Source organism: Gemmatimonadaceae bacterium (assembly GCA_019637445.1).
In the GTDB taxonomy this organism is placed as follows: Bacteria; Gemmatimonadota; Gemmatimonadetes; order Gemmatimonadales; family Gemmatimonadaceae; genus Pseudogemmatithrix.
In genome coordinates, this window is sequence record JAHBVS010000001.1 from 1,145,048 (window position 1) to 1,171,658 (window position 26,611).

General features: G+C 67.7%; 27 protein-coding genes. 11 read left to right on the forward strand and 16 right to left on the reverse strand.

Going from position 1 to position 26,611, the window contains the following annotated elements:
• Positions 1-3: 3 nt before the first annotated feature.
• Entirely contained in the window at positions 4-501 is a 498-nt protein-coding gene (locus KF709_05290) for an Lrp/AsnC family transcriptional regulator (protein ID MBX3173803.1), read from the reverse strand.
• A gap of 21 nt (positions 502-522) precedes the next feature.
• Between KF709_05290 and KF709_05295 the strand changes: the two genes are divergently transcribed.
• From KF709_05295 to KF709_05310, 4 genes are all read left to right on the forward strand, one after another.
• Positions 523-1,818, forward strand: a complete 1,296-nt coding sequence (locus KF709_05295) for an aminotransferase class I/II-fold pyridoxal phosphate-dependent enzyme (protein ID MBX3173804.1) — start codon at positions 523-525, stop codon at positions 1,816-1,818.
• Positions 1,815-2,945, forward strand: coding sequence for an FAD-binding oxidoreductase (locus KF709_05300; GenBank protein MBX3173805.1), 1,131 nt, complete (start codon positions 1,815-1,817; stop codon positions 2,943-2,945). The genes KF709_05295 and KF709_05300 overlap by 4 nt, the downstream gene beginning before the upstream one ends.
• Positions 2,946-2,947: 2 nt before the next feature.
• Entirely contained in the window at positions 2,948-3,532 is a 585-nt protein-coding gene (locus KF709_05305; GenBank protein ID MBX3173806.1) for a nucleoside deaminase, read from the forward strand.
• A 126-nt stretch (positions 3,533-3,658) separates the two neighbouring features.
• The gene (locus KF709_05310; GenBank protein MBX3173807.1) at positions 3,659-5,209 is read left to right on the forward strand and encodes a hypothetical protein; all 1,551 of its coding nucleotides are present in this window, start codon (positions 3,659-3,661) and stop codon (positions 5,207-5,209) included.
• On the opposite strand, the gene KF709_05315 is transcribed toward KF709_05310, so the two are convergent.
• On the reverse strand, positions 5,178-6,779 hold the full coding sequence (locus tag KF709_05315) for a mechanosensitive ion channel family protein (protein MBX3173808.1): 1,602 nt from the start codon (positions 6,777-6,779) through the stop codon (positions 5,178-5,180). The genes KF709_05310 and KF709_05315 overlap by 32 nt on opposite strands.
• 83 nt (positions 6,780-6,862) lie before the next feature.
• On the opposite strand from KF709_05315, the gene KF709_05320 reads away from it, so the two are divergent.
• Positions 6,863-8,641: an acyl-CoA dehydrogenase family protein gene (locus KF709_05320; GenBank protein MBX3173809.1), complete on the forward strand. Its 1,779-nt coding sequence runs from the start codon at positions 6,863-6,865 to the stop codon at positions 8,639-8,641.
• On the forward strand, positions 8,638-10,584 hold the full coding sequence (locus KF709_05325; protein ID MBX3173810.1) for an ATP-binding cassette domain-containing protein: 1,947 nt from the start codon (positions 8,638-8,640) through the stop codon (positions 10,582-10,584). The genes KF709_05320 and KF709_05325 overlap by 4 nt, the downstream gene beginning before the upstream one ends.
• 155 nt (positions 10,585-10,739) lie before the next feature.
• On the opposite strand, the gene KF709_05330 is transcribed toward KF709_05325, so the two are convergent.
• Positions 10,740-11,270 carry a hypothetical protein gene (locus KF709_05330; protein MBX3173811.1) on the reverse strand — a complete coding sequence of 177 codons (531 nt, stop codon included), beginning with the start codon at positions 11,268-11,270 and terminating at the stop codon, positions 10,740-10,742.
• Between the two features lie 34 nt (positions 11,271-11,304).
• The gene (locus tag KF709_05335; protein ID MBX3173812.1) at positions 11,305-13,011 is read right to left on the reverse strand and encodes an RHS repeat-associated core domain-containing protein; all 1,707 of its coding nucleotides are present in this window, start codon (positions 13,009-13,011) and stop codon (positions 11,305-11,307) included.
• A 113-nt stretch (positions 13,012-13,124) separates the two neighbouring features.
• Here KF709_05335 and KF709_05340 point away from each other — a divergent pair, with 113 nt between their 5' ends.
• Together KF709_05340 and KF709_05345 are read left to right on the forward strand one after the other, a co-directional pair.
• Complete coding sequence (locus tag KF709_05340) at positions 13,125-13,676, forward strand: nucleotidyl transferase AbiEii/AbiGii toxin family protein (protein MBX3173813.1); 552 nt, start codon at positions 13,125-13,127, stop codon at positions 13,674-13,676.
• The gene (locus KF709_05345; protein MBX3173814.1) at positions 13,669-13,944 is read left to right on the forward strand and encodes a hypothetical protein; all 276 of its coding nucleotides are present in this window, start codon (positions 13,669-13,671) and stop codon (positions 13,942-13,944) included. Before KF709_05340 ends, KF709_05345 begins: the two co-directional genes overlap by 8 nt.
• Positions 13,945-13,980: 36 nt before the next feature.
• Here KF709_05345 and KF709_05350 read toward each other — a convergent pair whose 3' ends face one another.
• The 9 genes from KF709_05350 to KF709_05390 all read right to left on the reverse strand — a co-directional run bounded on the left by KF709_05350 (position 13,981) and on the right by KF709_05390 (position 21,754).
• Entirely contained in the window at positions 13,981-14,448 is a 468-nt protein-coding gene (locus KF709_05350; protein ID MBX3173815.1) for a hypothetical protein, read from the reverse strand.
• A gap of 57 nt (positions 14,449-14,505) precedes the next feature.
• The gene (locus tag KF709_05355) at positions 14,506-15,027 is read right to left on the reverse strand and encodes a DUF4199 domain-containing protein (protein MBX3173816.1); all 522 of its coding nucleotides are present in this window, start codon (positions 15,025-15,027) and stop codon (positions 14,506-14,508) included.
• A 168-nt stretch (positions 15,028-15,195) separates the two neighbouring features.
• A complete protein-coding gene (locus KF709_05360; GenBank protein ID MBX3173817.1) occupies positions 15,196-15,687 on the reverse strand; it encodes a response regulator transcription factor in 492 nt (163 codons plus the stop codon).
• Entirely contained in the window at positions 15,651-16,406 is a 756-nt protein-coding gene (locus KF709_05365; protein MBX3173818.1) for a class I SAM-dependent methyltransferase, read from the reverse strand. Before KF709_05365 ends, KF709_05360 begins: the two co-directional genes overlap by 37 nt.
• Positions 16,403-17,290: a PD40 domain-containing protein gene (locus KF709_05370; GenBank protein MBX3173819.1), complete on the reverse strand. Its 888-nt coding sequence runs from the start codon at positions 17,288-17,290 to the stop codon at positions 16,403-16,405. The genes KF709_05365 and KF709_05370 overlap by 4 nt, the downstream gene beginning before the upstream one ends.
• 61 nt (positions 17,291-17,351) lie before the next feature.
• Positions 17,352-18,671 (reverse strand): fumarylacetoacetase, encoded by a 1,320-nt coding sequence (gene fahA, locus KF709_05375; GenBank protein MBX3173820.1) that lies wholly within the window; start codon positions 18,669-18,671, stop codon positions 17,352-17,354.
• Complete coding sequence (locus KF709_05380; protein MBX3173821.1) at positions 18,668-19,546, reverse strand: hypothetical protein; 879 nt, start codon at positions 19,544-19,546, stop codon at positions 18,668-18,670. The genes fahA and KF709_05380 overlap by 4 nt, the downstream gene beginning before the upstream one ends.
• A gap of 8 nt (positions 19,547-19,554) precedes the next feature.
• Positions 19,555-20,529: a hypothetical protein gene (locus tag KF709_05385; GenBank protein MBX3173822.1), complete on the reverse strand. Its 975-nt coding sequence runs from the start codon at positions 20,527-20,529 to the stop codon at positions 19,555-19,557.
• 7 nt (positions 20,530-20,536) lie between these two features.
• Positions 20,537-21,754, reverse strand: coding sequence for a 4-hydroxy-3-methylbut-2-enyl diphosphate reductase (locus KF709_05390; GenBank protein MBX3173823.1), 1,218 nt, complete (start codon positions 21,752-21,754; stop codon positions 20,537-20,539).
• Positions 21,755-21,873: 119 nt separating this feature from the next.
• Between KF709_05390 and sthA the strand changes: the two genes are divergently transcribed.
• Positions 21,874-23,352, forward strand: coding sequence for a Si-specific NAD(P)(+) transhydrogenase (sthA, locus tag KF709_05395; GenBank protein MBX3173824.1), 1,479 nt, complete (start codon positions 21,874-21,876; stop codon positions 23,350-23,352).
• Here the strand turns inward: sthA and KF709_05400 are convergent.
• Complete coding sequence (locus tag KF709_05400; GenBank protein MBX3173825.1) at positions 23,327-23,761, reverse strand: acyl-CoA thioesterase; 435 nt, start codon at positions 23,759-23,761, stop codon at positions 23,327-23,329. The two genes, sthA and KF709_05400, sit on opposite strands and share 26 nt — an antisense overlap.
• Positions 23,762-23,878: 117 nt before the next feature.
• Here KF709_05400 and KF709_05405 point away from each other — a divergent pair, with 117 nt between their 5' ends.
• Positions 23,879-24,796: a universal stress protein gene (locus tag KF709_05405; protein ID MBX3173826.1), complete on the forward strand. Its 918-nt coding sequence runs from the start codon at positions 23,879-23,881 to the stop codon at positions 24,794-24,796.
• 4 nt (positions 24,797-24,800) lie between these two features.
• Here the strand turns inward: KF709_05405 and yjjX are convergent, their stop codons facing one another.
• On the reverse strand, positions 24,801-25,340 hold the full coding sequence (gene yjjX / locus KF709_05410) for an inosine/xanthosine triphosphatase (protein ID MBX3173827.1): 540 nt from the start codon (positions 25,338-25,340) through the stop codon (positions 24,801-24,803).
• A gap of 35 nt (positions 25,341-25,375) precedes the next feature.
• On the opposite strand from yjjX, the gene KF709_05415 reads away from it, so the two are divergent.
• A complete protein-coding gene (locus tag KF709_05415; GenBank protein MBX3173828.1) occupies positions 25,376-26,008 on the forward strand; it encodes a CGNR zinc finger domain-containing protein in 633 nt (210 codons plus the stop codon).
• Here the strand turns inward: KF709_05415 and KF709_05420 are convergent.
• A complete protein-coding gene (locus tag KF709_05420; protein ID MBX3173829.1) occupies positions 25,977-26,603 on the reverse strand; it encodes a sigma-70 family RNA polymerase sigma factor in 627 nt (208 codons plus the stop codon). The genes KF709_05415 and KF709_05420 overlap by 32 nt on opposite strands.
• Positions 26,604-26,611 lie beyond the last annotated feature (8 nt).

The following is a 26,611-nucleotide window of genomic DNA, read 5'->3' on the forward strand; positions in this document are numbered from 1 at the left end:
GGGTCAGGGGTCGCGACGCATTCCACCGCGCGGTGCTGCACCGAAGACCGGCGCACGGCGATGCGAGAAGATCAGGTTGGTCTCAAGATGGGCCACATCACCCCGCCCCGTGAATGCGCTCAGCACGAACTCCCGCAGATGCTCGGCGTCACGCACGGCCACGTGCACGAGGTAGTCGTTGGCCCCCGCAAGATGGTACCAGCCGCGCACCTCTGGAAGCGTCCCCAACAGTTGCTCGAAGGCCTCGATGGCCGTGCGCACGTGCTTGGCCAGTCGGACAGCGACCATCGCCTCCAGCGTGACCCCGAAGCTGCGCGCATCCACCTCGGCGTGATATCCCAGCAGGACGCCGCCGCGTTCGAGGCGGCGCACGCGCGCGAGGCAGCTCGAGGCGGAGAGTCCCACCTTAGCAGCGAGCTCCTTGTTGGAAAGCCGCGCATTCTTCTGTAGATGCGCGAGAATCAGGTGATCCGTGCTGTCGAGCGGTGTCTGGTCGGCCATTTGCCGAATAATCTGCTGAGAATGTCGTGTTTTGTCGATGATTCCGTTGAATTTCGTTGCAGACGCAGCTCACAGGAGACATCGATGCGCCCCGACGCCTTCACCACCAAAGCCGTCCACGCCGGCCGCCACGACTTCAACGAGATCGGGGTCCACGCGCCCCCGCTCGACCTGAGCTCGACCTATCCGACGCCAGACCTTGGGGCGGCGGCGCAGGCCTTCGACGCACTTGTCGCCGGTGATGCACCCCCGGGCGACTCGTTTGTCTATCCGCGCCTCTACAATCCCACCGTCGGACGATTCGAACAGGCATTGGCCGAGCTTGAAGGCGCCGAGGACGCGGCGGCGTTCTCCTCGGGCATGGCGGCGCTGACCGCCGTGCTGCTCGCGGCCAAGTCCCGCGGCTCGCACGTCGTCGCCACGCGCCCGCTCTACGGCACCAGCGATCACCTGCTGGAGTCAGGGCTGCTCGGCCTCACCGTCAGCTGGGCCTCGCAGGACAAGATCGCCGAGGCGATTCGACAAGACACAGCGCTGGTGCTGATCGAGACGCCCGCAAACCCGACGCTCGACCTGGTGGACATCGCTGAGGTCGTGCGCCAGGCGGGCAGCGTTCCCGTCGTCGTGGACTCAACCTTCGCTACGCCCGCCCTGCAGCGTCCGCTGGAGCAGGGCGCAGCAATGGTCCTGCACTCCGCCACCAAGTTCCTCGGTGGCCACGGCGACGTGCTCGCTGGTGTCGTGGCCGGCTCCCACGCGTTGATTCGCGACATCAAGCACATCCGCGCCGCCACAGGCGGTGTGCTGCATCCGCTTGGCGCGTACCTGCTGCACCGCGGACTGCCGACGCTCGAGCTCCGCGTGCTGCGGATGCAGGCCACGGCGCAGGTGCTCGCCCAGCGTCTCGCGACGGACCGGCGCGTGCGCGGCATCCACTATCCAGGACTGCCGGGCCAAGACCCGCGCGGACTCATCGGCACACAGATGTCAGGGCCAGGCTCCGTCATGAGCTTCGAGATCAACAGCGACGATGCATCCGTGATGCAGGCCTTCATCTCGGCGCTGCGTCTTATCACGCCCGCCGTCAGCCTGGGCTCGACGGACTCGCTGATCCAACCGCCAGCCGCGCTGACGCATCGCGTGGTGGATGCTGCCGCGCGTGCCAAGACCGGCATCACGCCCGCGCTGGTCCGGCTCAGCGTCGGGCTCGAGGATCCGGCCGACCTCTGGCGCGACCTCGACCAGGCCCTCCAGGTGGTGCCGCCGCGCGCCGAGGTGCATACTGGCGAGATGCTCGTGTCGGCTGGCCAGGGGTGAGCGCAGGCTTACCCAACGTCCCGCGTTGGGACGACCACGATTGGCCCGGCCTCCCCGTCCTGAAGCAGGACGTGGAGGCCGATCTCTGTGTGGTCGGACTTGGTGGTAGCGGGCTCAGCTGCATCAGCGAGGCGCTCGACCTTGGCGTGTCGTCGGTCGTTGGTATTGACGCGCGCGACGTCGCGTCCGGCGCGGCGGGGCGCAATGGTGGCCTCTTGCTCGCCGGCACGGTCGACTTCCATCACGATGCCGTCGCCAAGCTCGGCCGCGAGCGCGTCCTCGCGCTGACGGCCGCCACCGAGGACGAACGCCGCCGCATTGCGGAGGAGACGCCAGGAGTCTCACGCATCACCGGCTCACTGCGCATCGCCGAGGACGACGCCGAGCTCGACGACTGCGCGCGGCAGTTCGATGCGATGCGCGCTGACGGATTGCCGGTCGAGCACTACGAAGGGCCGGAGGGCCGCGGCCTGCTCTTTCCCACCGACGGCGTGATGCAGCCGCTCAGGCGTTGCCGCGCACTGGCCGCTCGAGTGCAAGAGCGAGGCGCGCGCTTGTTCGGCAATGCCACCGCGCGTACGGTCGAATCCGGCCGCGTGCGAACGGATGGCTTCACCGTCACGGCACGCCACATCGTCGTCGCGGTGGATGGCAATCTCGAGCTGCTGCTGCCTGAACTGCGCAGCGAGGTCCGTACGGCACGCCTCCAGATGCTGGCCGCGGCGCCGTCCCTGCCGCTGCGCTTCCCGCGGCCGGTCTCCCTGCGCTACGGCTACGACTACTGGCAGCAGCTCGACGACGGCTCCGTCCTGCTCGGCGGCGGTCGCGACCGCTTTGAGTCCGCGGAATGGACGGGCGAGAGCGATCCGACAGCTACCGTGCAGGACTACCTCACGCGCCAGCTACGCGAGCGACTTGGAATCGAATCGGAGATCACGCATCGCTGGGCGGCATCCGTGGCCTTCACCGACTCCGGGCTCCCGATCCTGCGCACGCTCAGCGACGGCGTCACGGTGCTCGGTGCCTACAGCGGCACTGGCAACCTGATGGGGGCCCTTTGTGGCCGGGCCGCCGCGCGCCTAGCCTTACGCGACGACCACTCGCTCGCCGCCCTCATCCAAGACTGACAATGCGCTGGGAACGCCCCCCGATGTTCGACGCCACCGTCTCATTGCCAGCCTGGGTGCGCGAGGCCGTGGACTTCGACGTCCCGTACACGAGTGATGACGAACGCATGCGCCTCGCCATTCGCCTCGCGGACGAGAATGTGACGCGGCAGACGGGCGGCCCATTTGGCGCCGCGATCTTTGAGCGTGGGAGCGGACTCCTCGTCAGCGTGGGCGTGAACTCGGTCGTGCGCCTCAACAACTGCACGCTGCACGCAGAGATGGTCGCCTACCAGCTCGCCCAGCGACGCGTCGCCTCTTTCACGCTCGGCGCCGAGGGACAGCCGGCGCACGAGCTGTTTACGAGTTGCGAGCCTTGCGCGATGTGCCTCGGAGCCACGCTGTGGAGCGGCGTGTACCGCGTGGTGATCGGCGCCTCGCGCGACGATGCCATCGCCATTGGCTTCGACGAAGGTCCGGTGTTCGCCGAGTCGTTCGCCTACCTGCGGGAGCGCGGGGTGGAGATCGCCGAAGGGCTCCTGCGCAACGAAGCCCGCGCGGTACTCGAGCGATATCGGGACTCCGGTGGACTGGTGTACAACGGCTGACAGAACGTCAGCCATTTCCTGACGGCGAGGCTGCGCCCGCGAGCCGACCTTCGCGGTATGCCTGGGCGGCCTCCGACCTCGAGAGCAGCGACACCCGCCGCTTTACCGCGGCGATGGCACGGATTCGTGGAATCCTGCGACAGTGCGCTTCGCACGCTGGCGTTTCCGCGGAACCTCGCCAGCGCCCGCGCTGCGATGCAGCGGCTCGAGGAACTCAGAGTTGCGGCCCACACGCTGCCCGCACTCGAGCGCCATCGCGGCGACGACAGCGGACTCGAGGGCACTACGAGCCGCCACTGCTTCGACCTTGGCCTCGCCAGCTGGCTCGTCGCGCGATTCCCCCACGATGCAGAGGTCGACTGGTCCGCGTCAGGCGCGGCGGAAGCGGCCGCGGAGTTGGCGCGACCCAGCGTGACGCGGCTCGAAGAGGAGGGCTTCGACTCGGACACGCTGACGATGCACCGTTGGATCCTGCGCGCACGCGGCCACGCGTGGCCCTCCGATCTTGCTTGGCTGCTCGACGCGCTCGCGGATACCGGAGACTCGCTCCCGCGACGTGCGGCCGCGTGGGAAGCTGCTGCGCTGCCAATCAAGTGGCAGCTGCGACAGAGTGGGGTGCTCAACGCGCACATTCGTGGAACGCGACCACGAGTTCGGCAGCACCTGCGACCGCCCCCCCACGACACTGCGCGCTTCGTCGCGTCGGCACCACCGCCGAGCCAGCGGCCGCGACGTCTCACCCTGCGCGAAGCGGTCGAGATCATCGATCTCGCACGCGCGACCCTGGCCGCGCGCTGTCGCGAGGTCCACGCCCTCTCCTACGCCAATCCACACGAGCTCTGGTGGTCGGACCTCGGTGCAGGCACCGCACTCGCCGTCATCGGCGTGATTCCCGCCATGCGCCTGCCGCTGGAGGGCAATTACGCCTTCGTGCTGTTCGCCAACGGCGTCCCGGTCGGTTACGGCGGCGTCAGTCCGCTCGCCGCGCAGGCGAACACCGGCTTGAACATCTTCCCGGCGTTCCGCGGGACCGAGGCGTCGGCGCTATGGGCCCGCACGCTGCGCTGCTTCCACGCCCTCTTCGGCGTCCGACGCTTCATCGTGAATCCGTTCCAGGTTGGCGAGGGGAATCCGGAAGCACTCGCCAGTGGTGCGTTCTGGTTCTATCACCGACTTGGGTTCCGACCGGTCGACGCGATGACGCGCGGGCTTGCCGAGCGCTTGGCGGCTTCACCTCGGCGGGCCGCCTCGCGGGAGACCCAGCGCCTGGCTACTGCGGACCTCGCGTTGCGCCTGCCGGGCTGGCACAAGCGCGATGCCTTCGACGAGCGATGGCTCGCCACGCTCTCCCTGCAGGCCTCCAGTCGCATCGCGCGCGAGGGGCACGTGGATCGACACGAAGCCGTCGGACACATCGTGCGGAGGCTACGCCGCCAGTTGCAGCTGCCCGCGGCTGCGCCAAAGAGCGAGGCCGCCAGCGCGCTGCAGGATCTGGCGCCGCTGGCGGACGCACTGCTCGCCCTCGACGACCGCGCATCCGTTCGGCAGGCGCTGCGCGGCTGGATTCGCGCGAAGGCAGCACCGCAGGAGCGCGCCGCCGTCACGGCGATCCGTACGCTCCTCCCGCTGCTGCGCCGGCTGGCGACTAGCTCCCCTGCGTCGGATCCCCCGGCCTGAGCACGTGCACCGTCTGCGTCGGAAACGCGAAGCCGGCGCCGTTGCCCTCCACGAACTCCATCATCTGCAGGAAGAGCTCGTGCCGCGCCGCGCGGAACTCGTCGATCTGCGTCGTCTCGAGCCAGCAGAAGAACTCGATGTCCAGCGAGTAGGCGCCAAAGTTCGAGAACGCCACCTGCACGCGCTCCTGCCAGCATAGCGGATGCGCGCGCAGGATCTTCTCGATGCCGTCGCGCAGGAGACGCATCGTCGCGGCCGACGTGCCGTACTCGACCCCGAGCACGCCCGCGAGCCGGATACGATCGCGCTGCCCGAAGTTCTCCGTCTGTGACTCGGACAGCTGCCCGTTGGGGATGGACACCAGTGTGCGATCCATCGTGCGGATGCGCGTGGACCGGAGGCCGATGGCCTCGATCGAGCCCGCCACCTCGCCGACCTTGACCCAGTCCCCGATGGCAAAGGGCTGGTCCACACCGATGCTGACCGACCCGAAGAAGTGCTCCAGCGACTTCTGCGCACCCAGCGCAATCGCAATACCACCGATGCCAAGGCCGGCAAGGATGGTCGCGATCGGGTAGCCGAACTGCGAGATGATGGTCAGCACGCCGATGAACAGCACGACGATGCGGCCGATGCGCGCCGCCAGCGGGATCAACGACTTGAGCGCCGGGTGCGATTCGGTCCACTTCGAACCCGGCAGGTCGTCCTGCAGCACACCGATGGCACGCAACAGGATCCAGAACAAGGCCACCGTGGCCAGCGCCGTCTGTAGGTCCACCACGAATGCCTGCGCCGGCGCCGCCAACGCAATCCAACGCAACAGGACGCGCGACGCCACCACGCCCCAGAGCAGGATCAACGGACCGCGCGCCGAGTCCACCAGCTTGTCGTCGAAGTCCGTGTCGGTGCGCGACACCAGCTTTTTCAGGAGCGAGCGCGTCGGCGCGCTGAGGGTGAGGCCGGCCAACGCAGCAATCGGCACCAGCACCAACAAGGCAATCCACTGCCAGTACAGGATGTCGAATGGTCCCTCGTTCAACATCCGCAGCGGCAGATGCTCACGAATCCAATTGTCTGGCAGCGCTTCGTACAATCCATCGACCTCGCTGACAGTCGCCTGCGAGAACGCCCAGCGCCTGCCGTTGCCATCGACGATTCGCGCGAGTCGAATCGCCACCTCGCGATCCCCATCGGCGGGGATGACGCCCAGCTCCTCCCGGTTGCGCGGCAGTCCGTCCGCCGTGTCACCGATGGCCACGGGCGACACGCGCTCAAGATCGATCCAGAGCTTCGAGTCCAAGACAGCCTTCAATCGCCGGGCCAGGTCCTCGCCGCGCGCCGAGTATTCCGGCTGCGTCAGCTCTAGGTAGCCCGCCGCCCGCTCGTAGTTGGCCGAGCGGGTGAGCTGGAGGAAGGCCGTCACGGCGGCGCGCGGCGAGGCGGAGTCCACCACCACCGGCGGCACCGAATCCACGGCCGAGTCAGGAGGCTGCGTTGGGCGCTGCAGGAGCTGTGCGCCAAGCACCGCCGGCAGCAGGAGGAAGCACGAAATCAGGCTGAAACGTCGCATCTCCCAACATCCCCAATCGGCACAGGCTGGGCAACCCTCCGCCACGCTAGATTTCAGGCCCACTCCCGAATGAGCCGTAGACGATGAGCGCCAGCGCGAACGCCAACACCCCGCACCTCGCCAACCCCGACGAGAACCCGTCCTTTACCCGCGGCGTGTTCCAGGGCGAGATCCACGAGGACCTGCTCTTCCCCTTCCCCGAGCCGACGGCCGAGGACAAGGAGACGCTGTCGCAGATCCTCGACGCGTTCCGTTCCTGGGCCGCCGACACGCTCGACCCCGCCACGCTCGACCACGACGGCAAGTTCCCCGACGCCGTGCGCCAGGGCATGGCCGAGCTGGGCCTGATGGGCCTCAACATCCCCGAGGCCTACGGCGGCTTCGGCGCCTCGGCGATGGTCTTCAACCGCGTCTTCGGCGAGATCGGCGCGCACGACGCCTCGCTGGCCGTGTACTTCGGCGCGCACCAGAGCATCGGCATCAAGGGCATCATCCTCTTCGGCACGGAGGACCAGAAGCAGCGCTGGCTTCCGCGCTGCGCCTCCGGCGAGCTCATCGGCGCGTTTTGTTTGACCGAACCAGGGTCCGGTTCCGACGCGCAAGCGATGCTCAGCACGGCGGTGCCTTCCGAAGATGGCTCGCACTACGTGCTCAACGGCACGAAGATCTGGATCTCCAACGCGGGCTACGCGGGCGTGCTCACCGTCTTCGCCAAGGTCCCGGTCGTCATCGACGGCAAGCAGAAGCAGCGCGTCACCGCCTTCATCGTCGACGCCAAGGCCCCCGGCATCTCCCTCGGCAAGATCGAGGAGAAGATGGGCATCAAGGCCAGCGACACACGCACGATTACGCTCGAGAACGTGAAGGTCCCCAAGGAAGACCTGCTCGGCGACATCGGCGGCGGCTTCAAGATTGCGTTGGAGATCCTCAACTCCGGCCGCCTCGGCCTCTCCGCCGGCTCCTCGCGCGGCACGCGCGAGATGATGAAGCACGCCATCGACTACGCCAAGCAGCGCGAGCAGTTCGGGCGGCCCATCGCCTCGTTCGAGATGATCCAGCGCAAGATCGCGGCGGCCGCCGCCGACTGTTACGCGGCGGACGCCGGCTGGATGCTCTGTGCCGGCATGGTCGACAAGGGCGGCGTGGACTTCTCGCTCGAGACGGCCTGCTGCAAGATCTACGCATCGGAGCTGGCCTTCCGCACCGCGAACGAAGCGCTGCAGATCGCCGGCGGCATCGGCTACTCCAAGGAGTATCCGTATGAGCGCGCGGTCCGCGACTCACGCATCAACCTGATCTTCGAAGGGACCAACGAGATTCTGCGCGCACTCATCGCGCTGATGGGCCTGCAGCAGCCCGGCGAGGAACTCAAGAAGGTCGGCAAGGCCTTCAAGGATCCCCTGCGCAACATCGGCGCGATCTCCAGCTACGTCACCGGCCGCGCCAAGCGCACGCTGACCAAGAAGCACTTCTCCAAGGTGCACGAGGCCCTCGAGGACGAGGCGGAACTTGTCGAGGACAACATCCACGGGCTGGCCCTCGCCGTGGAGAAGGCGTTGATCGAGCACGGCAAGGACATCATCGAACGCCAGATGCTGCAGGAACGCATGGCCAATGCGGCCATCGACATCTACCTGAGCACGGCCGTCCTCTCGCGCGCCAGCAGTGCCGTCGCCAAGCACGGCGTGGAAGCCGCGTCCGCCGATCTCGATGCCGCGCGCATCTTCATCCCGATGGCCATGCGCCGCGCGCGCCGCGCCATTCGTGCCATTGAGAAGAACCAGGACGAGCGCCTCCGCGGCCTCGCCCAACGCGCCCTCGACACCGGCGACCTCACCGTCCCCACCCCGACCGACGCGTGAGCCTGCTGTCCATCTCCGGCCTCGGCATTTCGTTCGGGGCCACCGAACTCCTCAAGAACGTCACCTTCACCGTCGGCGAGGGTGACCGTTGGGGCATCATCGGCCGCAACGGTGCCGGCAAGAGCTCGCTGTTCAAGATCATCACCGAGGACCTGAAGCCCACGGTGGGCTCGGTCGCGCGCAAGCCGGGCCTCCGGCACGCGCTGCTCGACCAACACCGCGCCTTCGAGGGCGCCACCACCGTGTGGGAGGCGGCGGCCGCCGCCTGGCGCGAGGTCATCGCGCTGGAGAAGTCCATCGCCGAGCAGGCCATCCAGCTTGGCGAGATGGGTGAGAAGGTCACCGACGACTTCCTCGAGAAGTTCGGCCGCGATCAGGAGCGCTTCGCCGACCTCGGCGGCTACGTCTACCACGCCCGCGTGGATGCCGTGCTCCAAGGCCTCGGCTTCGACGCCGAGGAGTCCAAGACGCGGCTGGTCTCTACGCTATCCGGCGGCGAGCGCGGCCGCGTCGGCCTCGCCGCGCAGCTCATCGCGCCCGCCGACCTGCTGCTGCTCGACGAGCCCACCAACCACCTCGACCTCGACACCACGACCTGGCTGCAGGACTGGCTCAAGGAATGCGATGAGACCATCATCGTCGTCTCGCACGACCGTGCCTTCCTCGACGCCATCTGCACGCACATCCTGCACATCGAGGCGCGCACCAGCGAGTGGTACAAGGGCAACTACAGCGAGTTCGTGCCGCAGCGCGCCGAGCGTCGGCTCACGCGTGAGCGTGAACTGCAGCGGCAGATCGCCTATGTGAAGAAGGAGGAGGAGTACATCCGCCGGAACATCGCGGGCGTGAACTCGTTCCAGGCCAAGGGCAAGCGGAAGCGGCTGGAGCGGCTACCGCGACTGGCGCCGCCGCCGGGCGATCCCGCGGCGATGTCGCTGCGCTTTGAGCCCAATGAGCGCGGCGGTGACCAGGTTGTTGCGATCAAGGAGCTCAGCGTCGAGGTCCCCGGACGCGTGCTCGTCGAGCCGTTCACGGCCGTACTGCGCCGCAACGATTTCGTGGCGCTGGTCGGGCCCAACGGCGCCGGCAAGTCCACGTTCATCCGCACCATCCTCGGGGACCTGCCGGCGGCAAGCGGTGAATCCAAGGTCGGCAGCTCCATCACGCCGGCCTGGTTCCGTCAGGACCTCGCCGATCTGCCCCTGCGCAAGTCGCTGCACGACGCCATCCTCGACCAGCGCCCGCTCTGGAGTCGCGGCGCGGTGCAGAACCACCTAGGCGCCTTCGGCTTCAGTGGCGATGAAGTCTTTCGCGAGATCGGCACGCTCTCTGGCGGCGAGCGCGCGCGCATGGCGATGGCGCTGATTACGCTGTCGCACGCCAATCTTCTGGTCCTCGACGAACCCACCAACCACCTCGACGTGGAGAACATCGAGGCCTTAGAGGACGCACTCGAGGACTACGAGGGCAGTGTGCTGCTCGTGAGCCACGACCGTGCGTTCCTGCGCGAGGTCGCGACGCGCGTGTGGTTTTTTGATGGCACGAAGCTCGTGGACTTCGACGGCCCGTTCATCGAGTGGGAGACCTGGCGCAAGGACAAGGCCGCGCAGTCGGCACGCGCCGAGTCGGAGGCGGCGGAGCGCAAGCGGGCGGCCGAGAAGGAGAAGGCCAAGAAGCGCGCCGCGAACCAGGAAGACGACCACGCCGCCAAGCGGGCGCACAAGCGCGCGGTCGAGGACGCGGAGGCAGCGGCGAACCGTTGGGAGGAGCGGGTGAAGGAACTGGAGGCACAGCTCGCGGACACCGATCTGTACGACGGTTCCGCGGAGGGGGCCCAGACGGCAGCGCGCCTCGACCAGGAGCTGGCCAAGGCGCGCACGGCACTTGATGAGGCGATGGCCGCGTGGGCGGAAGCAGCCGAGGCTCTATCGATCGACCCGTAGAAAGGGCGGAGATCTGCCGCCTCGCTGGCAACTGTACGCCTGCGGAAGAGCCCGTAGCTGCGGCAGAGAGTTTAGCGATGGCCAGTCACCATCAGCGTCGTGGCGCTATCACTGCCCCAAGCGCCACTTGCTCCGAATCGAGCTCGTCGGCTTGGTTACCGTCGTTCGGCGACCTCCAGTTTGGACAACTCTTCATCGGACAAGTGCGCGCGAAGCGGTCGCATAAGCATCACAAACCGGTGATAGTCCTTCTTCCGCCACGCTTCCTCAGCTTCGGCCCGCGCTGCTCTCAACGCCCTCTCCCGAGCATACCTGTCTACGTCATTTGATCGCTGCATCGCAGCTTCGCGAAAGCTGCCCTCATGACCAGAAATGAAGTCGCGCCCGAACTCGGATAAGAGGCGCGCAAGTTGCTCCAGCTTCGAAGAGAGTGCCTCGGCCGTCGTGACTTGCACCAGCGAACTCGAGTAGGCCTTGTCTGCCTGCCGAAGCTTCACGATTTCATCAATTCTGAAGGGTGCTTCTTCAGAGCCGACTCGTCCAACGAGAAGGTCTAGTTCGTAGGATCGATGCCCGTCATAGGTGACCTCAACATAGACCGTTTCTGACTCGAATCGAACACGGTTCGGCTCCGACTCGGCGAGCCTGAAGCCGTGCTCCGTCACGAGATACTCGAAGTTTTGCACCGCGTAAGTCTCTAACGGAAGCCTAGGCATGTCCTCAGAGTCCTCCTCGTGGGTGCCACGCGCCAGTCGACGAGCTATACCTCCACCCCTGATTCTCTAAGAGCTGTCGCTCCGCGTTCAGGAAGCCCTTTGTCGGAATCAGCTCTCCTCGCGCATCACGATAAGAGTCAAAGATTGGATTCCCACTGCGCATCTCCTCGCGCAACCGACTCGCGTTTTGCTTCCAGTTGGCCTTGTAGCTGCCTCGATCCGGAAGATTTAGGAACCGATCGCCTTCCTTCCATCCCGATGCTTTCGTAGACGTTGGATCGAGGTACTTGTACAGGTTTAGACCGCCGCGTTCTGCGCCGCTCGCGGACTGCGCGGCCCGCCTCACTCCGTTCCAGATCTTGAGGGCGCTTGCAGCTGCGCCTCCAGCAGCACCAATCGTGGCATCAATCGCTACCTGCGACCAGTCGATGCACCCGTTGAGCAGCATCTGGAGTGCTATGCTTTCGAGCGCACCACCGACTGCTCCGGCCCCGGCGCCCCACAGGATCGGCGCGACTGCGATGCTCCCCGTATAATCAACTAGGTTGACTGGTTCGCCGCTCGCGTACGCGTAAAGACTCGTAGAGCCGCTGAGGAACCCAATCGGATCCTTCGCCGTCCACCGCCCCGCCACCGGGTCGTAGTCCCGCGCCCCGAACCGCACCAGCCCCGTCTGGGCGTCCCCCAGCCCGCCCGCGTACCCGAACGGCTGCCACCCGGGGTTCGTGTTCTGCACCTCGATCCCGAACGCGTCGTAGTCGATCCGCTGCGCCACCGTCCCCGTGGCCACGTTCACCACCAGCCGCACGCTCCCCAGGTGGTCCCGCACCAGCCGGTAGGTGCTGTCCCCCCGCACTAGGTAGTCCGGCACGTTCACGCCCGTCGCGTACACGAAGCGGCTCACCACATTGCCGCTGCCGTCCAGCTCCGCCACCGGCGTCAACTGCCCCTGGTAGAGCCAGGCCCGCACCAGCGTGTCGTTCACCGTCTTTCCGATCCGCCGGTTCTGCGCGTCGATCAGGTAGCCGATGTCGGTCCCGTCCGGCAGCAGCACCTGCACCAGGTTCCCCAGCGCGTCGTAGCTGTAGTGCGTGGTGTCCGTGCCGACGGCCTTCCACAGCAGGTCGCCGTGGGCCGTGTAGCCGTAGGTGGCCGTGCCGTAGCTGAGCAGGCGGTCCTGGTCGTCCACGGTCGCCGTCAGCGTGCCGCCGGACGTCACCTGCGTGGCCCGGTTGCCGTTGAGGTCGTAGGTGTAGCTCGCCGTCACGCTGCCGTTGCGGCTCACGCTGCTCAGCCGGCCCACGGAGTCGTAGGCGAAGGCCAGGGTGTCGGTGCCCGCGCCGATGCGCTCGATGAGCTGCGTGATGCGCGAGAGCGAGTCGCGCGTGTAGCTGGTGCGGAACAGCGTGTCGGTGCCGAGACGCGAGAGCATCGCGCTCAGCGCGCCATGGCTGTCGTAGCTGTACGCGGTGCGCTGCGTGCTGCCGGCCACGGTGCCGGACCAGGTCAGGCTGGTTGGCAACGAGCCGTCGTAGGTGAGGGCTAGACCCAGCCCGCCAGGTGCGCTGAGCGAGGTCAACGTGCCGGTGAGGCTGTTGAAGCTGAAACCGAGCGTGCCGCGGTCGAAGGTCACCGAGCTCGGGCGTCCGGCGGCGTCGTAGCCGAAGGTGATCGAATCACCGGTCAGCCGCCGTGTACGTGCTGTCCCCAACGCACCGGGTTCCCCCGCGCGTCGTAGAGGTAGTAGGTGGTGTCCGTGCCGATCGAGCGCTCCCGCGCACCCTCGACGCTAGATTTCGTCCGTTCCCACACCGCGTCGCCTGCATGGATGAGCAGTTCGAGTTCCTGCGCTCGATTGTCGAGCGGCTAGAGGCGGTCGGCATCCCCTACATGCTGACCGGCTCGCTGGCGCTCGCCATCTGGGCACGGCCCCGGATGACGCGCGACGTGGACGTCGTCATCGAGGCGGATGCGGCGGCGGTCGAGCGGCTGGTCGCCGCGTTCTCCAGCGACAGCTACATCGACCGCGACGCCGCGCTCGACGCCACCACCAGCGGCACGATGTTCAACGCGGTTCACCTCTCGTCGCTGCTGAAGGCCGACTTCATCCTCCGCCGCGACGACCCCTACGAGCGCACGAAGTTCGCACGGCGCCTCCAGGTGGAACTGGAGGGCAGGGCGGTGGCGGTCATCAGCCCCGAGGATCTGATCCTGAGCAAGCTGGCCTGGGCGCGCGAAAGCGGCTCGGCGCGCCAGAACGAGGACGTGGCGTTGCTGCTGCGCGACATCCCGGAGCTCGACCGCAAGTATCTGCGGCAGTGGGCGGCTGCGCTCGGGCTCACCGAGGCCCTGGCCCGGAGCGCGCACGATGACTGACACGGCGGCGAGCGTCGACGCGCGGCTGCGCGAGCTGCTCCGGCAGCGCTCGGCCAGCGAGCGCGTCCGGATGGCAACCGGGATGTTCGGGAGCGCGAAGCGCCTCGCGCTCGCGGGGCTCCGCCACGGGGGCCGCCATCGCGATGCGGTTGCGGAGCGGCTGGGATTGCTGGAGCGCCTGCACGGGGACGAACTCAGCCCCGCGGTTCGTGCGATCGTGGCGGCACGAGCGGGTGAATCGGAGAGCGGCGCGACCCCGCGGCGCTAAGTCACTCGCGGCGCCGTCGGTCGGCTCGCGGCTGCCCTACGCCGCATCCGGCCTTAGCACCCCATACTTCTCCAACGCCTGCTTCACCGCCATCCGCGCGGAAAGCTCAAGCTCGTACTCCAACGAAATCTCCTTGAGCTCCTCCGCCCCGTGCCGCCGCGTCCGCGACGCCGCGCCATTCGAGGCCGCGTGGCGCCGCGTGTACTCCCGGCAGGCGTGCCACAGCGTGTTCGCCGTGTGCCACCACTCCTCGGTTTCCTTGCCGCGACCAAGCTCCGCGGTCTTCTCGTAGCTCTCCGTGCGCGCCGCCAACTGCGCCTCGCAGGTCTCCGCCACGTCCCAGGTCGCGTTGAACTCCGCGTCGTCCGCGTGCACCCGGTTCAACGTCTTCAGCCGCTCGTGCTGATGACAGCATTCCTTCGCCGTCCGATAAAGGGCATCGGCAGCATCACGCACGGGATTCGGTGACGGCTTCGAGGGACGCAGGGCGGCTTTGCTCGGCATCGGTCGCGGGTGAGGGAGACTGCAAGCAAACCAAGTCCCCGACCTCGGCGCAAGGCGTCAGGTCGCTGACGCTGGCTTCCGCAGCAGTCCCGCCGAGACCAGGCTGAACAGCAACACGACCGGAAGCGGCTCAAGGATCGTGAATGCAATGTTCACCAGTGGATTCTTGTAGAGTTCGGCAAAGCGCTGCATCTCCGCGGTCGTCTCGGCGATCTCCGCCGCCGATGCCCCGCTCTCCTGCAGCCGGCGTACCGCCTCCGCGCCGTAGACCTCCGCGAAGTCAGGGAACCACCCGTAGTAGATGACCTGCCAGGTGATGACATAGCAGGCCACGGCCACCGCCGAGATCAACAGGCCCACCTTCAGGCCCTGCCAGTAGCTGATGCTGCCCCCCAGCACCACGTCGCGGTGTTGTCGAATGCCCACGTAGATGAGCACCGAGGCCAGCACCATCGCGGTGTAGCCCAGCGCCATCCCGGTGCCATCGCCCAACTGCTCGTGGAACGGAATGGTGATCAGCATCATCGCCGACATCACGGCGCCGGCGATGAGTCCAAATGTCAGTACGATGCGACGCACAATCGAGCTCCCGGTTGAAGGTCGCGGCAAACTGGCGGCAGCACTCCCGCCGCGCGTCCCCCGAAAGGGTGATTTCGCACGGTTAGTTCGAAAATCATCCCTTCGGGCGACGGTTTCGCGGCCTTCACAGCGCCGCAGTACCGAACAGTGCAGGCACCAAACCGGCTACTACGGGATCAGCCGCAGTTCCTTGGCCCGCTGCACTGCCTGCGTCCGCCTCGCCGCCCCAAGCTTGTCCAGCACCCGGCTGGCGTGCGTCTTCACCGTGTTCTCGCTGACGAACGCCTTCTCGGCGATCTCACGATTGCTCAGCCCAGCAGCCATCAGTTCAAGGATCTCCACCTCGCGCTGCGTTAGCCCGACAGCCGCCAGTTGAGCCTCGTCGCGCACGAACTCTGGGCCGACCGGCACGGGGACCTCGACCGGCAACAGCACTTCGCGCACCACCACCTCGCGGCGCGTCATTCGCAGCCCCAACCAGATTCCAAGCCCCGCAAAGATCGCCGCCACGATGCCGCCGTAGATCTCCACCGAGTGGTCGATGACCAGCCAGCGGTACTCCACGAGGCGCAGCGCAGCGACGGCCAGGCCGCCAACCACGCCGAACACCACGACGTGGCGGACTACTGCAGACGACCCGCGCGCAGGATCAGTGGCCATACCACCGCTCGTTCCGCCTGTCGGCCCCACACTTCGGTGAGCTGCGCCTCGAACGCCAGCACCTTCGCATCGCCCTCGGCCTTGATGAGCCGCTGCACCGAACTCCAGGTCCGCAGGAATCCCAGGTACTGCGCGCAACTCCAGCGCTCGACGATCTCGAACGGCGGCGCTTCAATCTCCGCGATTGGCAGATCCATCGTGCGGTAGCCCGCGTGGATCCAGTGATGCTCTGGCGCCCAGAAGGGTCCCACGGTGACATCGTGATAATGCCGCATCAGCGTGTCAATCTCAGGCGAGACGCGGCTGTGCGTGTACGCGAACGCCGCGAACAGTCCGCCTGGCTTGAGCACACGACGCACCGACCCGAAAAACTCGTCCAGGGCAAACCAGTGCAGGGCCTGCCCGACCGCCACCAAGTCAACCGACGCCTCGGAGAGCTCGGGGTGATAGGTCGTGCGCTGATACTTGATGCGCGCGTGAGGCTCGGCGTGCGAGAGCTGTTCCTCGCTCGGGTCCGTCGCAATGACGCGGGCAAAGCGCGTCGCCAGGCCCTGCGCCACCTGACCGTTCCCCGTCCCGACATCCCAGGCAAGCTCAGTCCCGGCCGACGACGCGGACAACCACTCGTACAGCGCCGCTGGATACCGCGGTCGATGCACGGCGTACGAGAACGCGTGCCCCGAGAAGTGATCGGCGAAACGCAGCGCCGGCTCGCTCACCGCGCCGGGCCCTCGTCGGCCACGAACGCAATCGCGTCGCCCGCAGGACTCAACGCCAATCGCGTGATGCCCCGGGCACCATACGCCGCGAGGTCCGCAAGCACGTCCCATCGATCATCCACGCGCAGGTACAGCCGCGAGCCCGCCGACGCGATCAGCGCGCCGTCCTTGGTCCACACGTGGTACTCACCACCCTGCGGCACCGGAAAGAGACGACGCACGGCAGCCGTGCGCACGTCCACCTCGTGGATCACCGCGGAGTCCCGGTACGCCATCACGAAGGTGAAGGCTTCGCGCCCCGGCACCCGCGCGAAGGCGCGGCCGATGCCGCGCGCCAAGGTGTCCACGCGCTCGGTTTGTGGATTGGCCAGCACCAACGCGTTCGGATTCCCCAACACAAATGCGCCGATGTTCGAGCCACCCACCCACACGTGATAGCCCACCGGCTCCAACCCGGGCAGGATCACCCGCTCGGCGCTGCCGTCCGGCCCGAAGGCCCAGAGCCGCTGCGTCGAGTCGGGTAGTTCCACCCGAATCACGCTCACACCGCGGCCATCGGGCATCAGCGTGGCCGAGTACTCGCTCTGCGGCGTGCGCGTGAACGGCGTCGCCGCCGATCCGTCCAGCGCTACGCGCCAGATGTCCGACGGGCCGTCATCGCGAATGGATGTGAACAGCACCGCCTTCCCGTCCGCCGTGAATGCCGGCTGGTTGTCGTAGCCGGGGCGCTTGGTCAGGTTGACCGGCCGCCCGACGCTGAGCGTGTTGTTGCTGCCGCTGAGCGAGACCACCCAAACGTCGGTGCCGCCCTGCGCCGTCGCGGCGGACGTCACGAGGGAAAGCGAGCCGAGCATTCCTGCGAGCACCGTCCGACTCCGACGCATTCCGCGCTCCCTGTTCAAGGTCTTCGCCACCCGCGCTGCGTGCCGCCCTGGGCCGCAGCGCTCACTCCGCGGCCAACACCGTCCCGCGGCAACTACCAAACCCGATTCTGGCGGCCCCCGCGCGTTCGCACCAGCCCTTGAGGATCACCTCGTCGCCGTCCTGCAGGAACGTACGGGTCTCTCCGCCGGGCAGGGCAACGGGCTCGGTCCCGCGCCAAGCCAACTCGAGCATGCTGCCGCGCGAGTCCTTCGTCGCGCCGGAGACCGTCCCGCTCGCGATGAGATCGCCCGCGCGGAGGTTGCAGCCGTTGCTCGCGTGGTGCGTGAGCATCTGCGCCATCGTCCAGTACATCCGTGTGAAGTCGCCGCGGCTCAACCGCACGGCCGGCGCGCCGGCCTCGCGCATCGTCGCCGTACGCAGCCACACCTCGAGCGTCAGCCCAAAGCCGCCGGCCGCCGCGTCTTGCGCATCCACGAGGTACGGCAGCGGCGTGGGTTCGTCGGCGCCACGCGCACGCGCCGGCACACGGTACGGCGCCAGCGCATCCATCGTCACCACCCACGGCGAGATCGTCGTCGCGAAGTTCTTGGCGAGGAACGGGCCCAGCGGCTGGTACTCCCAGGCCTGCACATCGCGCGCCGACCAATCGTTCACCAACACCAACCCGGCCAGACGCTGCTCCGCCTCCGAGAGCGGCACGGGATACCCCATCGCATTCTCTCCCGCGATGAAGGCCCCCACCTCGAGCTCGTAGTCGAGCCGCGCCGAGGCACCCCAGACCGGCGGCCCCTCAGGCTTCGGTGAGGTTTGGCCAAAGGGACGACGCACCGACGTGCCGCTCACAACGATTGACGAGGCCCGCCCGTGATAGCCGATCGGCACGTGTCGATAGTTCGGCAGCAGCGGATTGTCCGGCCGGAACATCGAGCCGACGTTCGTGGCGTGGTCGATGCTCGCATAGAAGTCCGTGTAGTCGCCGATTGCCGCGGGCATCGCCATCGTAACATCGGTCATCGCCACGGTCAGGTCGGCAATCGCCGCGGCGCGCTTCCCCTCCGGCGTGTCGGCCCGCAGCGTGGCCTGCACACGCTCGCGCAACGCCCGCAGCCCACCGCGTCCCGTTGCGAACAGCGCATTGAGCGTCTCGCCCGCACAGGCGTCCACGATGTCCGCGTGCAGTCCATCGAGAAATCCGTGCTCGCCAGCGCGCCGCAGGTCCAGCACTCGATCCCCGATCGCCACGCCAAGCCGCGCCGCCGCGCCTTCGCCGATCCGGAACGCACCGAGCGGGAGGTTCTGAATCGGAAAGTCACTGCCCTCGGCCTGGGCCGACTCAACCCAGGAGCGCAGTGCTGGATCGTGCGTGCCGTCGAGCGTCATCGAGAAAACGGAAGAAGGGAGAGTGCGTCGAGATCCTGCACCGGCTCGTCAAAGGAGCAGGACCCAAACGAGCCGGCAAAGACCTCTCGCGCCGCTGCAATCTGCTCGGCGTCGAGCGTTAGCCCGCGCCACATCAACGCCGACTCCGTGGCGATGAACGCCGACGGATCGCGCTCCTGCAGCAGCGGCAACACCGTCGCCGGATCGTTGCCGGCGTGGAGCAGCGCTGCCGCCAGAAAGATGTTGAGGTAGCCGTACATCGTGCCACGCACCGCATCGGCGGCGTAGGTAAGTGGATACTCCCCGCGCAGCGGGTGATGCAGGCCGGCCGTCGCCTTGAACGGAACGCCGTGCCGCACGCAAGCGGCGAGGAATCGCATCACCTGCTCGGGCGATGGGAACGCGTCGGGCGTTACACCGCCGGTCCGGATCTTGGCCCGCAATCCGCGCTCGGCCAACTGCCGGATCAGCGGCTCAGGATCGGCGTCGACCGGCAACTCGACATAGACCGCGCGCTGGGGACGGTACGCGGCGGCGAGCGCCGCGATGCCCGCCGACGAATCGGCCTTTGCCTCAACGCTGTCCACCACGAATCGGCCAGCCTGCGCAGCGTCGAACGCCGTCAGCGTCTCGGCGTCACTTGCTGCCGCCAGCACGGCCAGCGGCCACGGCATGATGTCCGTGGCCGCACGAACCGTCGTCGCCGACGACGCGAACTCGTTCAGCCGCGCCGCCGGCACCACAAAGCGTGCAAGCATCGGGCGCGCCGCACTCGTGCGATAGCGCGCGTAGTTCGCCACCGCCTCGGACATCGGCAACGCCGCCGGCGGGAACAAGCCCGCGTAGTCAACCAAGCCGGTCAGCAGCTGCCGCATTGCGCCGCTCACGCCGCACCCCCGCGGATCGTGATGGTCCAACGCCGCGGCTCGCCGGGCACCAACCAGGTGATGGACTGCCAGTCGCCCAACGCCTGCGCATAGGTATCCGGCGCGCCCAGCGAGAATGCCAAAGTCAGCGCTGGCACGCCACGCCGTCGCAATCCGCCGCGCCGCGCGCGCCCCAGACCCGGACGGTCCACGTGCACACCCACGAACGGAACGCCAGCGCCGTCGGTCGCAATCGAGAGTCTCGAGTCGTCCTCGATCACCTGGAACTGCGAGCGGGCCGAGCTCGTCGCGACCCAGGCCTGCAGGCGCGCCGAGCGCGGAAGGCTCGCCGGAACGGAGAGGTCACGTGCCTTCTCGTCAACCGTCAGCTGCGGCCAGCGGGTGGGTCGGTCGGCGCGCTCCGAGGGGATCGCGCAACCCTCCGCCTGCGACACCCGCATCCGCGCCGTGTCAGGCAGGCGCAGCCGCGTGTCCGACGTCAGCGGCAAGGACAGCCACAGGCTCCAGAGGAAGGGCAGTCGATCGCGTCCTGTCGCGCGCGCCTCGTAGCGCGCTTCGACAGCACCGTCCGGACGCACAAGCAAGGTGCGCGAGAGCATCCACGGCGCACGGGCCCCAAGCCAGGTGCTGGTGAGCTTGTGCCCCTCGTCGTCGGTGGCGAGCGCGAGTTCGGGCATCCGCGAACGTAGTTCGCCGCCCGGCTTGAACTGCTGGCCACCGATGCCCTTCACCCAGCTCGGCACCGTGCCGCCGCCGGCCACCGGAGCGCACTCGATCCAGCCAAAGTCCGAGGTCGGGTGCACGCCCTGCGCGCGCGCCGCAGCGCGCGCAACCGACGGCTGCAGCAACCACTCCCGACCGAACAGATGCAATGACCGCACCAAGACGCCGTCCGTGGGCACCACCTCCACGCGCGAGTCCCCGCCCTCAAGCGCGATGTAGCCCGGCTCCACCTGGGTCGCCGTGCTCACCACCGCCTCAGACGATCGTCGACGGATCCACGCCGCGCGTCAGAAGCACGCGCGCCACGGTCTCCCCGATCTTGTTGTTCGGCGTGCTCGCGCCGGCGGTCAGTCCCACGCGCAGCGCGCCGGTCGCCGGCAGCCAGCTCGACTCCGCCACCTCCTGGCCCGACACCAAGTCACGGTGGCGGATACCGCCCGTGGACGGATCTAGACAGACTGCATCCTCGATGTGGTACGTGCGCACTTTCTCCGAGCACAGCGCGGCCAGCGAGATGGTATTGCTCGAGTTGTAGCCGCCCACCACCAACATCACGTCCAGCGGCTCGGTGAGCAGCGCGTTCACGGCGTCCTGCCGATCCTGCGTCGCGCTACAGATCGTATCGAACGTGCGGAAGTGCGTCGCCCGATGCTCCGCGCCGAACACGCGCTCCATCGTCGCGCCAACCGCCTCGCCGATGGCCAACGACTCGCGCGCCAACATCGTCGTCTGGTTCGCCACGCCGATCCGCTTGAGGTGCAGGTCCGGATCGAAGTGCGGACTCGCCGCGTGCGCATACTTGGCGACAAAGGCCTCGCGCCCACCCTCGAACGTGCCGGCGATGTACGCCATCACGTCCTCGGCCTCGCACATATTCCGCACCACGAGATACGTCCCGCCGTCGTACTTCTCCACCTGCGACGCCGTCGCCCGCGTCTCCTCGTGGTAATACTTGCCGTGGATCAGCGCCGTGAACCCGTCCTTGGCGTAGGCCTCCACGCGCTTCCACACGTTGAGCACCGAGCCGCAGGTGGTGTCCACCATCACGCAGCCGTTCTCGCGCAGCGTCTCGAAGTCGTGGATGGTGACGCCGAAGGCCGGCAGGATCACCACGTCGGCCGGTTCCACTCCGGTGTAGTCAAAGCCCTTGTCGCTCGGCGCGAGGAAATGGATGCCCATCTCCTTGAGCTTGGCGTTCACGTGCGGGTTGTGGATGATCTCGCCCGCCAGGAAAATGCGCTTGTCGGGGAACTTGGCCCGCGTCTGGTAGGCGTACTCCACGGCGCGCTCCACACCGTAGCAGAACCCGAACTCCTTGGCCAGACGGACGGTGATGTCGCCGGCCACGAGCGTGTGCTCGCGGGCCAGCAACAGGTCCACGAGCTGTCCGTCATAGTCGGCCGTGAGGGTGTCCTGCACCTCGGCCTTGAGCCCGAATCCCTTCCGGTAGTAGGTGGAGTCGCTCGCCATCATCGAAAGATAAACCCCCTCGGGGACCCCTGCCCCCGTCGTGGACGCCGCCCGCTCCACCCCCGACGCGACGGCCTGCCCGTGCTCGCGCCCCGCCTCGCCCGACCGTACTATTTGCGCGTATGGGCGAGCACTACGACCTCTGCGTCATCGGGAGTGGCCCGGCGGGCGAGAAGGGCGCCGCCCAGGCCGCCTACTTCGGCAAGTCCGTCTGCGTCATTGAACGCGCGCCGAAGCCTGGCGGTGCCGCCGTCAACACCGGCACCATCCCCTCCAAGACGCTCCGCGAAACCGCGCTCTACCTGAGCGGCGTGCGCCAGCGTGGACTCTACGGCGTGGACCTGCGCGTAAAGTCCGATATCACCATCGGCGACTTCATGCACCGCGAACGCGCCGTGGTCGAGACGATGTGGAATCACATCGAGCACAACTTCGAACGCCACGCCATCACCACCGTGCAGGGCGCGGCGCGCTTCAGCGACCCCCAGACCGTCGTCGTCGAACGCTACAAGCAGGAGCCGCGGGAGATCACGGCCGATGTGTTCCTGCTCGCCACCGGGTCGCGTCCCTCCCATCCGCCGGAGATCCCCTTCGACGGCCAGGTCGTGGTGGACAGCGACGACGTGCTCACCCTCACGTCCATCCCGCGCCGCGTCGTGGTCATCGGCGGAGGAGTCATCGGCTGCGAATACGCCGGCATCTTCGGCGCGCTCGGTGTCCGCGTCACGCTCGTCAACAGCCGCGAACGCCTGCTGATGCAACTCGATTCCGACCTTTCGGAATCGCTGCGTGCCGAGATGACCCGCCGGCTCGGCGTGCAGGTGGTGCTCAACGCCGCGGTCGAACAGGTCACGGTCGAGGGCGACGTCGCCAGCGTCAAGCTGAGCGACGGCCGGCAGCTCAATGCCGACTGCGTGCTCTACTGCGCCGGCCGCGAGGGGAACTCCGACGCGCTGAACCTAGAGGCCGCAGGCGTCGCCGTGAACAAGCGCGGCTTCGTCACGGTCGACGAGCACTATCGCAGCAGCGTGCCGCACATCTTTGCCGCCGGCGACCTCGTGGGCTTCCCCGCCCTCGCCTCCACGGCGATGGAACAGGCCCGCGTCGCGATGTGCCACGCCTTCGACCTCAAGTACAAGTCGTCGATGTCCACCGTGCTGCCCTACGGCGTGTGGACGGTGCCGGAGATCGCGACGGTTGGGATCGGCGAGGACGAGGCCCGTGCCAAGGGCCTGCCCGTCGAGATCGGCAAGGCCTCGCTGCGCTACAACCCGCGCGGCCAGATCATCGGCGAGACCGAAGGCTTCATCAAGCTCATCTTCCGCGCCGACAATCGACAGCTGCTCGGCGCCAGCGTGTTTGGCGAAAGCGCCTGCGAGCTCATCCACCTGCCTGCGGCCGTACTGCACTTCGAGGGCACGCTGGACTATTTCATCGACGGCGTATTCAACTTCCCGACGCTGGCTGACAGCTTCAAGTACGCGGCCTACGACGGCCTGCAGCGCCTGCAACGGCGCATCAGCAAGGCGATGGAGGCACGCAGCCGCTCGGCGACTCCGTTGATGGCGGGTCCGATTACGAACCGACCAGGAACGGCGTAAGCGCCTCGCGCAGGAACTCGGGAATCGGCTGCTTCCGCAGCGTCGCCTTCTCGACGTTTACCACCGTCAGCGTGGCCGTCGCCCGCAGGGTCCGATCCGTCGCGCGGTACGCGGCGAACCGAAACGTCAGCGACGTCTGCCCGATCTTCGCGACGCCCACTTCGACGTCCAGCAGCTCGTCCATCTGCGCCGGCGACTGGAACTCCACCTGGAACGCCTTGCGCGGCAGCTGCACGCCGCGCTTCACGCGCAGTTCCTCGTACGGGAGGTTGGTCGCGCGCATCATCTCGTGCTCGGCCGCCTCGAAGTACTTGAGGTACGCCCCGTACCAGATGATGCCCAGCGGGTCGCAGTCGCTCCATCGCACACGCTGCTGAATTCGAAACGGCAACGGACTCTGTTCGGTCACGATTCGCCTGACAGGGGTTCGGGGAAGGACTGACGGTGTGCCGCGTGGTACAATGGTAGCATCCATTCAGGAGTCCGCCCTGCGGACCGTTGTGAACCGTTGAACCCGGAGGCCGCCATGCTCCGCTCCATCCTGGTCCCTGTCGATGGGTCGCCGCTCGCCGAGCGCGCCCTGCCCGTCGCCCTCGATATCGCCCGCCGCGCCGGAGGTTCCGTCACCCTGCTCCGAGTGCACGTGCCGCTCGCCATCGTCGGCGCGACCGCCGAGGGCGTGTTCACCCAAGACATGCTCGCCGCGGACGACGCCCTTCGTGAGCGTGCCAAGACCTATACCAGCGACCTCGCAGGCCGCCTCGGTGCCGAGTGGGGCGTACGCGTGGATGCGCGGGTGGAGGACGGATCGCCCGCCGGCCTCATCACCGAGGTCGCCGAGCAGGTGAACGCGAATCTTGTCGTGATGACCACGCACGGTGCGGGTGGCTTCGCTCCCGGCTGGCTCGGCTCCGTTGCCGATGCCGTGATCCGGCATTCGCATCGTCCCGTCTTGGCGATGCCGGAGAACGACGCGCACGCGCATCGTGCGTTCACGCCCAAGAGCGTGATGCTGCCGCTCGATGGCAGCGCGCGCGCCGACGGCATCATCCCCGCGGCCCGGGACCTCGCGCATCTCTTCGGTGCGACGATCGACCTCGTGCGGATGGTCGCACCGTATGTCCCGGGTGACGTGGCCAGTGCGCTGGCCGCCGACCGGCCCGATCCGTATGGCATCGACGCCGAGACCGCCGCGGCGAAGGCCAGCCTGGACAACGTGGTGGCTGGCCTCAAGGAAGCGGGCGTGAAGGCGAAGGCCACCGTGCGCGTCGAGCTCTCACCCATCCACGCGCTACTCACGCACATCAAGGAGTCGGATCCCGACTGCGTGGCCATCGCCACGCAGGGCCGCGGGCTCTCGCGGATCTTCGTCGGCTCGGTGGCCGACAAGCTCATTCGCGGTGCGCAGCGGCCGGTGCTCGTGCTGCGGCCGATGAAGGACTAGCCGGCTATCGCGCGTACAGCGCTGGCGTCACGAACGGCGCCAGCGCATAGGTCACGAGCACCTCGTAGGCCGCCTGGCGGTCTATCCGCCCTGCCGTGAGGATCCCCACGGCACCCTTGCCGTGCTTGGTCCCGCGCTCGGCGACCAAACGGTCCATCGCGTGCCCGAGTTCCTCGCCCTCGCGGATCATGCGCGCCACGGCATCGGGCAGCGGCATCGCCAACGAGCCCCCGACGCCTTCGCGCCCATCGCGGTGCACGACCACGCACCAGGCGCAGGTTCGCATCCCGCCGCGGCCGTCCACGACGCCTCCCTCGAGTCCCACACCGAGGTCGGCGTCCGCGGCCTCTCGCGCCCGGCGCGCCCGCTCGCGCGCGCCGGCAATCGTCTGTTCGTCGCCGAACGGTTGGTCGGGCACGCCGCTCGGTACGGGCCGCGCCTCGGCGGATGCTCCAGGCGCCGCCCAGGCCAGCACGGCTTGCGTGGCCGCCACCTTCACGGGGTTCGCGGACCCCACCGCCACGCGTGCAATGTCGGAGATCATCAGCCGAAGATATCGCCGCGCGCTATCTTCGCGGCATGCCCCGACGCGCCAAGGCCGACGACAACCCCTTCACGTTCCTCGGCGGACGCCTCTGGCTGGACTTCGTCAACACGGACGACGCGCTGCTGGGCCTGCGCCGGGATACCATCGCGAGCTTCGAGCGCTTCGTCGTCTGGTTGGAAGGGGCGCAGGTTGTCGACTCCGAGCGCGCCGTCACGCTGCAGCGCCGCGCGACCGAGCAGCCGTCGGGTGCCGCGGCGGCGCTCGTGGAGGCACGACGCGTGCGCGCGGCGCTTCGCGCCCTCGCCGAGCGCGGCCGGGGACCTGACGGCGAGCGCGCGCGCGAGAGCGCGCTTGCCGAGATCAACCGCCTGCTGGGACGCAGCGTGGGCACACGGCGTGTCGAGATCTCGGAAACCGGCCGCTACGTACGCAGCTTTGTGCCGACTGGCGATGCCTTCGGCGGCCTCGTGATTCCCGTCGTTGAGTCGGCGGTGGATTCGCTCGTCGCCGATGAGCTGCCGCGCATCAGGGTCTGCGCCGACCGACGATGCCCGCGCGTGTTCCTTGACCAGACGAAGTCCCGCACGCGCCGCTGGTGCGACATGGCCACCTGCGGCAACCGGGCGAAGGCGCTCAGGCTGCGGCGTCGTCGAGCGAACGCCTGATGTAGCCCATCTCCTCCGCATAGCCGCGCAGCTGCGCCTGCAGCAGCCGGCGCCCGCGAAACAGCCTGGACTTGATGGTGCCCTCCGGCACACCAAGCAGTTGTGCGATCTCCCCGTAGCGCATGCCGTGCAGGTCGCTCATCAGCAGGGCGTCTCGGTATTCGTGGGGCAGCGCTCGCACCGCGTCGACGATTTCCTGGTCCACGAAAGAATCGTAGAAGCGCCCCTCGGGATCCACCTCGCCGACCGGCTCGAACAGCTCGCGCCCGTCATCGGCCTCGAGCGGCTGCACCTCGCGTGCGTCGATGCGGCGCTTCCGGCTCACGAAGGCATGGTAGAGGATGGTGAACAACCACGCCCTGATGTTCGTACCGAGCCGGTACTGATCCCAGCGCTGGAAGGCGCGAACCAAGGTGTCGGAGACGAGGTCCTCCGCATCCTCGCGCGAACGCGTGAGCTTCAGCGCGAACGCGTGCAACGCATCCAGCTGCGAGACCGCCTCGGCATCGAAGCGCGCGCGTCGCTCCGCCCGCGCGCGCTCTGCCGCACGGGCGTTGATGTCAAGGATGCCGCTGCCTGCCGCAATCGAAGCCATCGCGTTCT

Bases quoted from the DNA above. Each gene is read 5' to 3' on its own strand.
- KF709_05290 (MBX3173803.1), bottom strand. From the start codon at position 501: ATGGCCGACCAGACACCGCTCGACAGCACGGATCACCTGATTCTCGCG.
- KF709_05295 (MBX3173804.1), top strand. From the start codon at position 523: ATGTCGTGTTTTGTCGATGATTCCGTTGAATTTCGTTGCAGACGCAGC.
- KF709_05305 (MBX3173806.1), top strand. From the start codon at position 2,948: ATGCGCTGGGAACGCCCCCCGATGTTCGACGCCACCGTCTCATTGCCA.
- KF709_05315 (MBX3173808.1), bottom strand. From the start codon at position 6,779: ATGCGACGTTTCAGCCTGATTTCGTGCTTCCTCCTGCTGCCGGCGGTG.
- KF709_05320 (MBX3173809.1), top strand. From the start codon at position 6,863: ATGAGCGCCAGCGCGAACGCCAACACCCCGCACCTCGCCAACCCCGAC.
- KF709_05340 (MBX3173813.1), top strand. From the start codon at position 13,125: ATGGATGAGCAGTTCGAGTTCCTGCGCTCGATTGTCGAGCGGCTAGAG.
- KF709_05345 (MBX3173814.1), top strand. From the start codon at position 13,669: ATGACTGACACGGCGGCGAGCGTCGACGCGCGGCTGCGCGAGCTGCTC.
- KF709_05350 (MBX3173815.1), bottom strand. From the start codon at position 14,448: ATGCCGAGCAAAGCCGCCCTGCGTCCCTCGAAGCCGTCACCGAATCCC.
- KF709_05360 (MBX3173817.1), bottom strand. From the start codon at position 15,687: ATGGCCACTGATCCTGCGCGCGGGTCGTCTGCAGTAGTCCGCCACGTC.
- KF709_05370 (MBX3173819.1), bottom strand. From the start codon at position 17,290: ATGCGTCGGAGTCGGACGGTGCTCGCAGGAATGCTCGGCTCGCTTTCC.
- fahA (MBX3173820.1), bottom strand. From the start codon at position 18,671: ATGACGCTCGACGGCACGCACGATCCAGCACTGCGCTCCTGGGTTGAG.
- KF709_05380 (MBX3173821.1), bottom strand. From the start codon at position 19,546: ATGCGGCAGCTGCTGACCGGCTTGGTTGACTACGCGGGCTTGTTCCCG.
- KF709_05390 (MBX3173823.1), bottom strand. From the start codon at position 21,754: ATGATGGCGAGCGACTCCACCTACTACCGGAAGGGATTCGGGCTCAAG.
- sthA (MBX3173824.1), top strand. From the start codon at position 21,874: ATGGGCGAGCACTACGACCTCTGCGTCATCGGGAGTGGCCCGGCGGGC.
- KF709_05405 (MBX3173826.1), top strand. From the start codon at position 23,879: ATGCTCCGCTCCATCCTGGTCCCTGTCGATGGGTCGCCGCTCGCCGAG.
- yjjX (MBX3173827.1), bottom strand. From the start codon at position 25,340: ATGATCTCCGACATTGCACGCGTGGCGGTGGGGTCCGCGAACCCCGTG.
- KF709_05415 (MBX3173828.1), top strand. From the start codon at position 25,376: ATGCCCCGACGCGCCAAGGCCGACGACAACCCCTTCACGTTCCTCGGC.
- KF709_05420 (MBX3173829.1), bottom strand. From the start codon at position 26,603: ATGGCTTCGATTGCGGCAGGCAGCGGCATCCTTGACATCAACGCCCGT.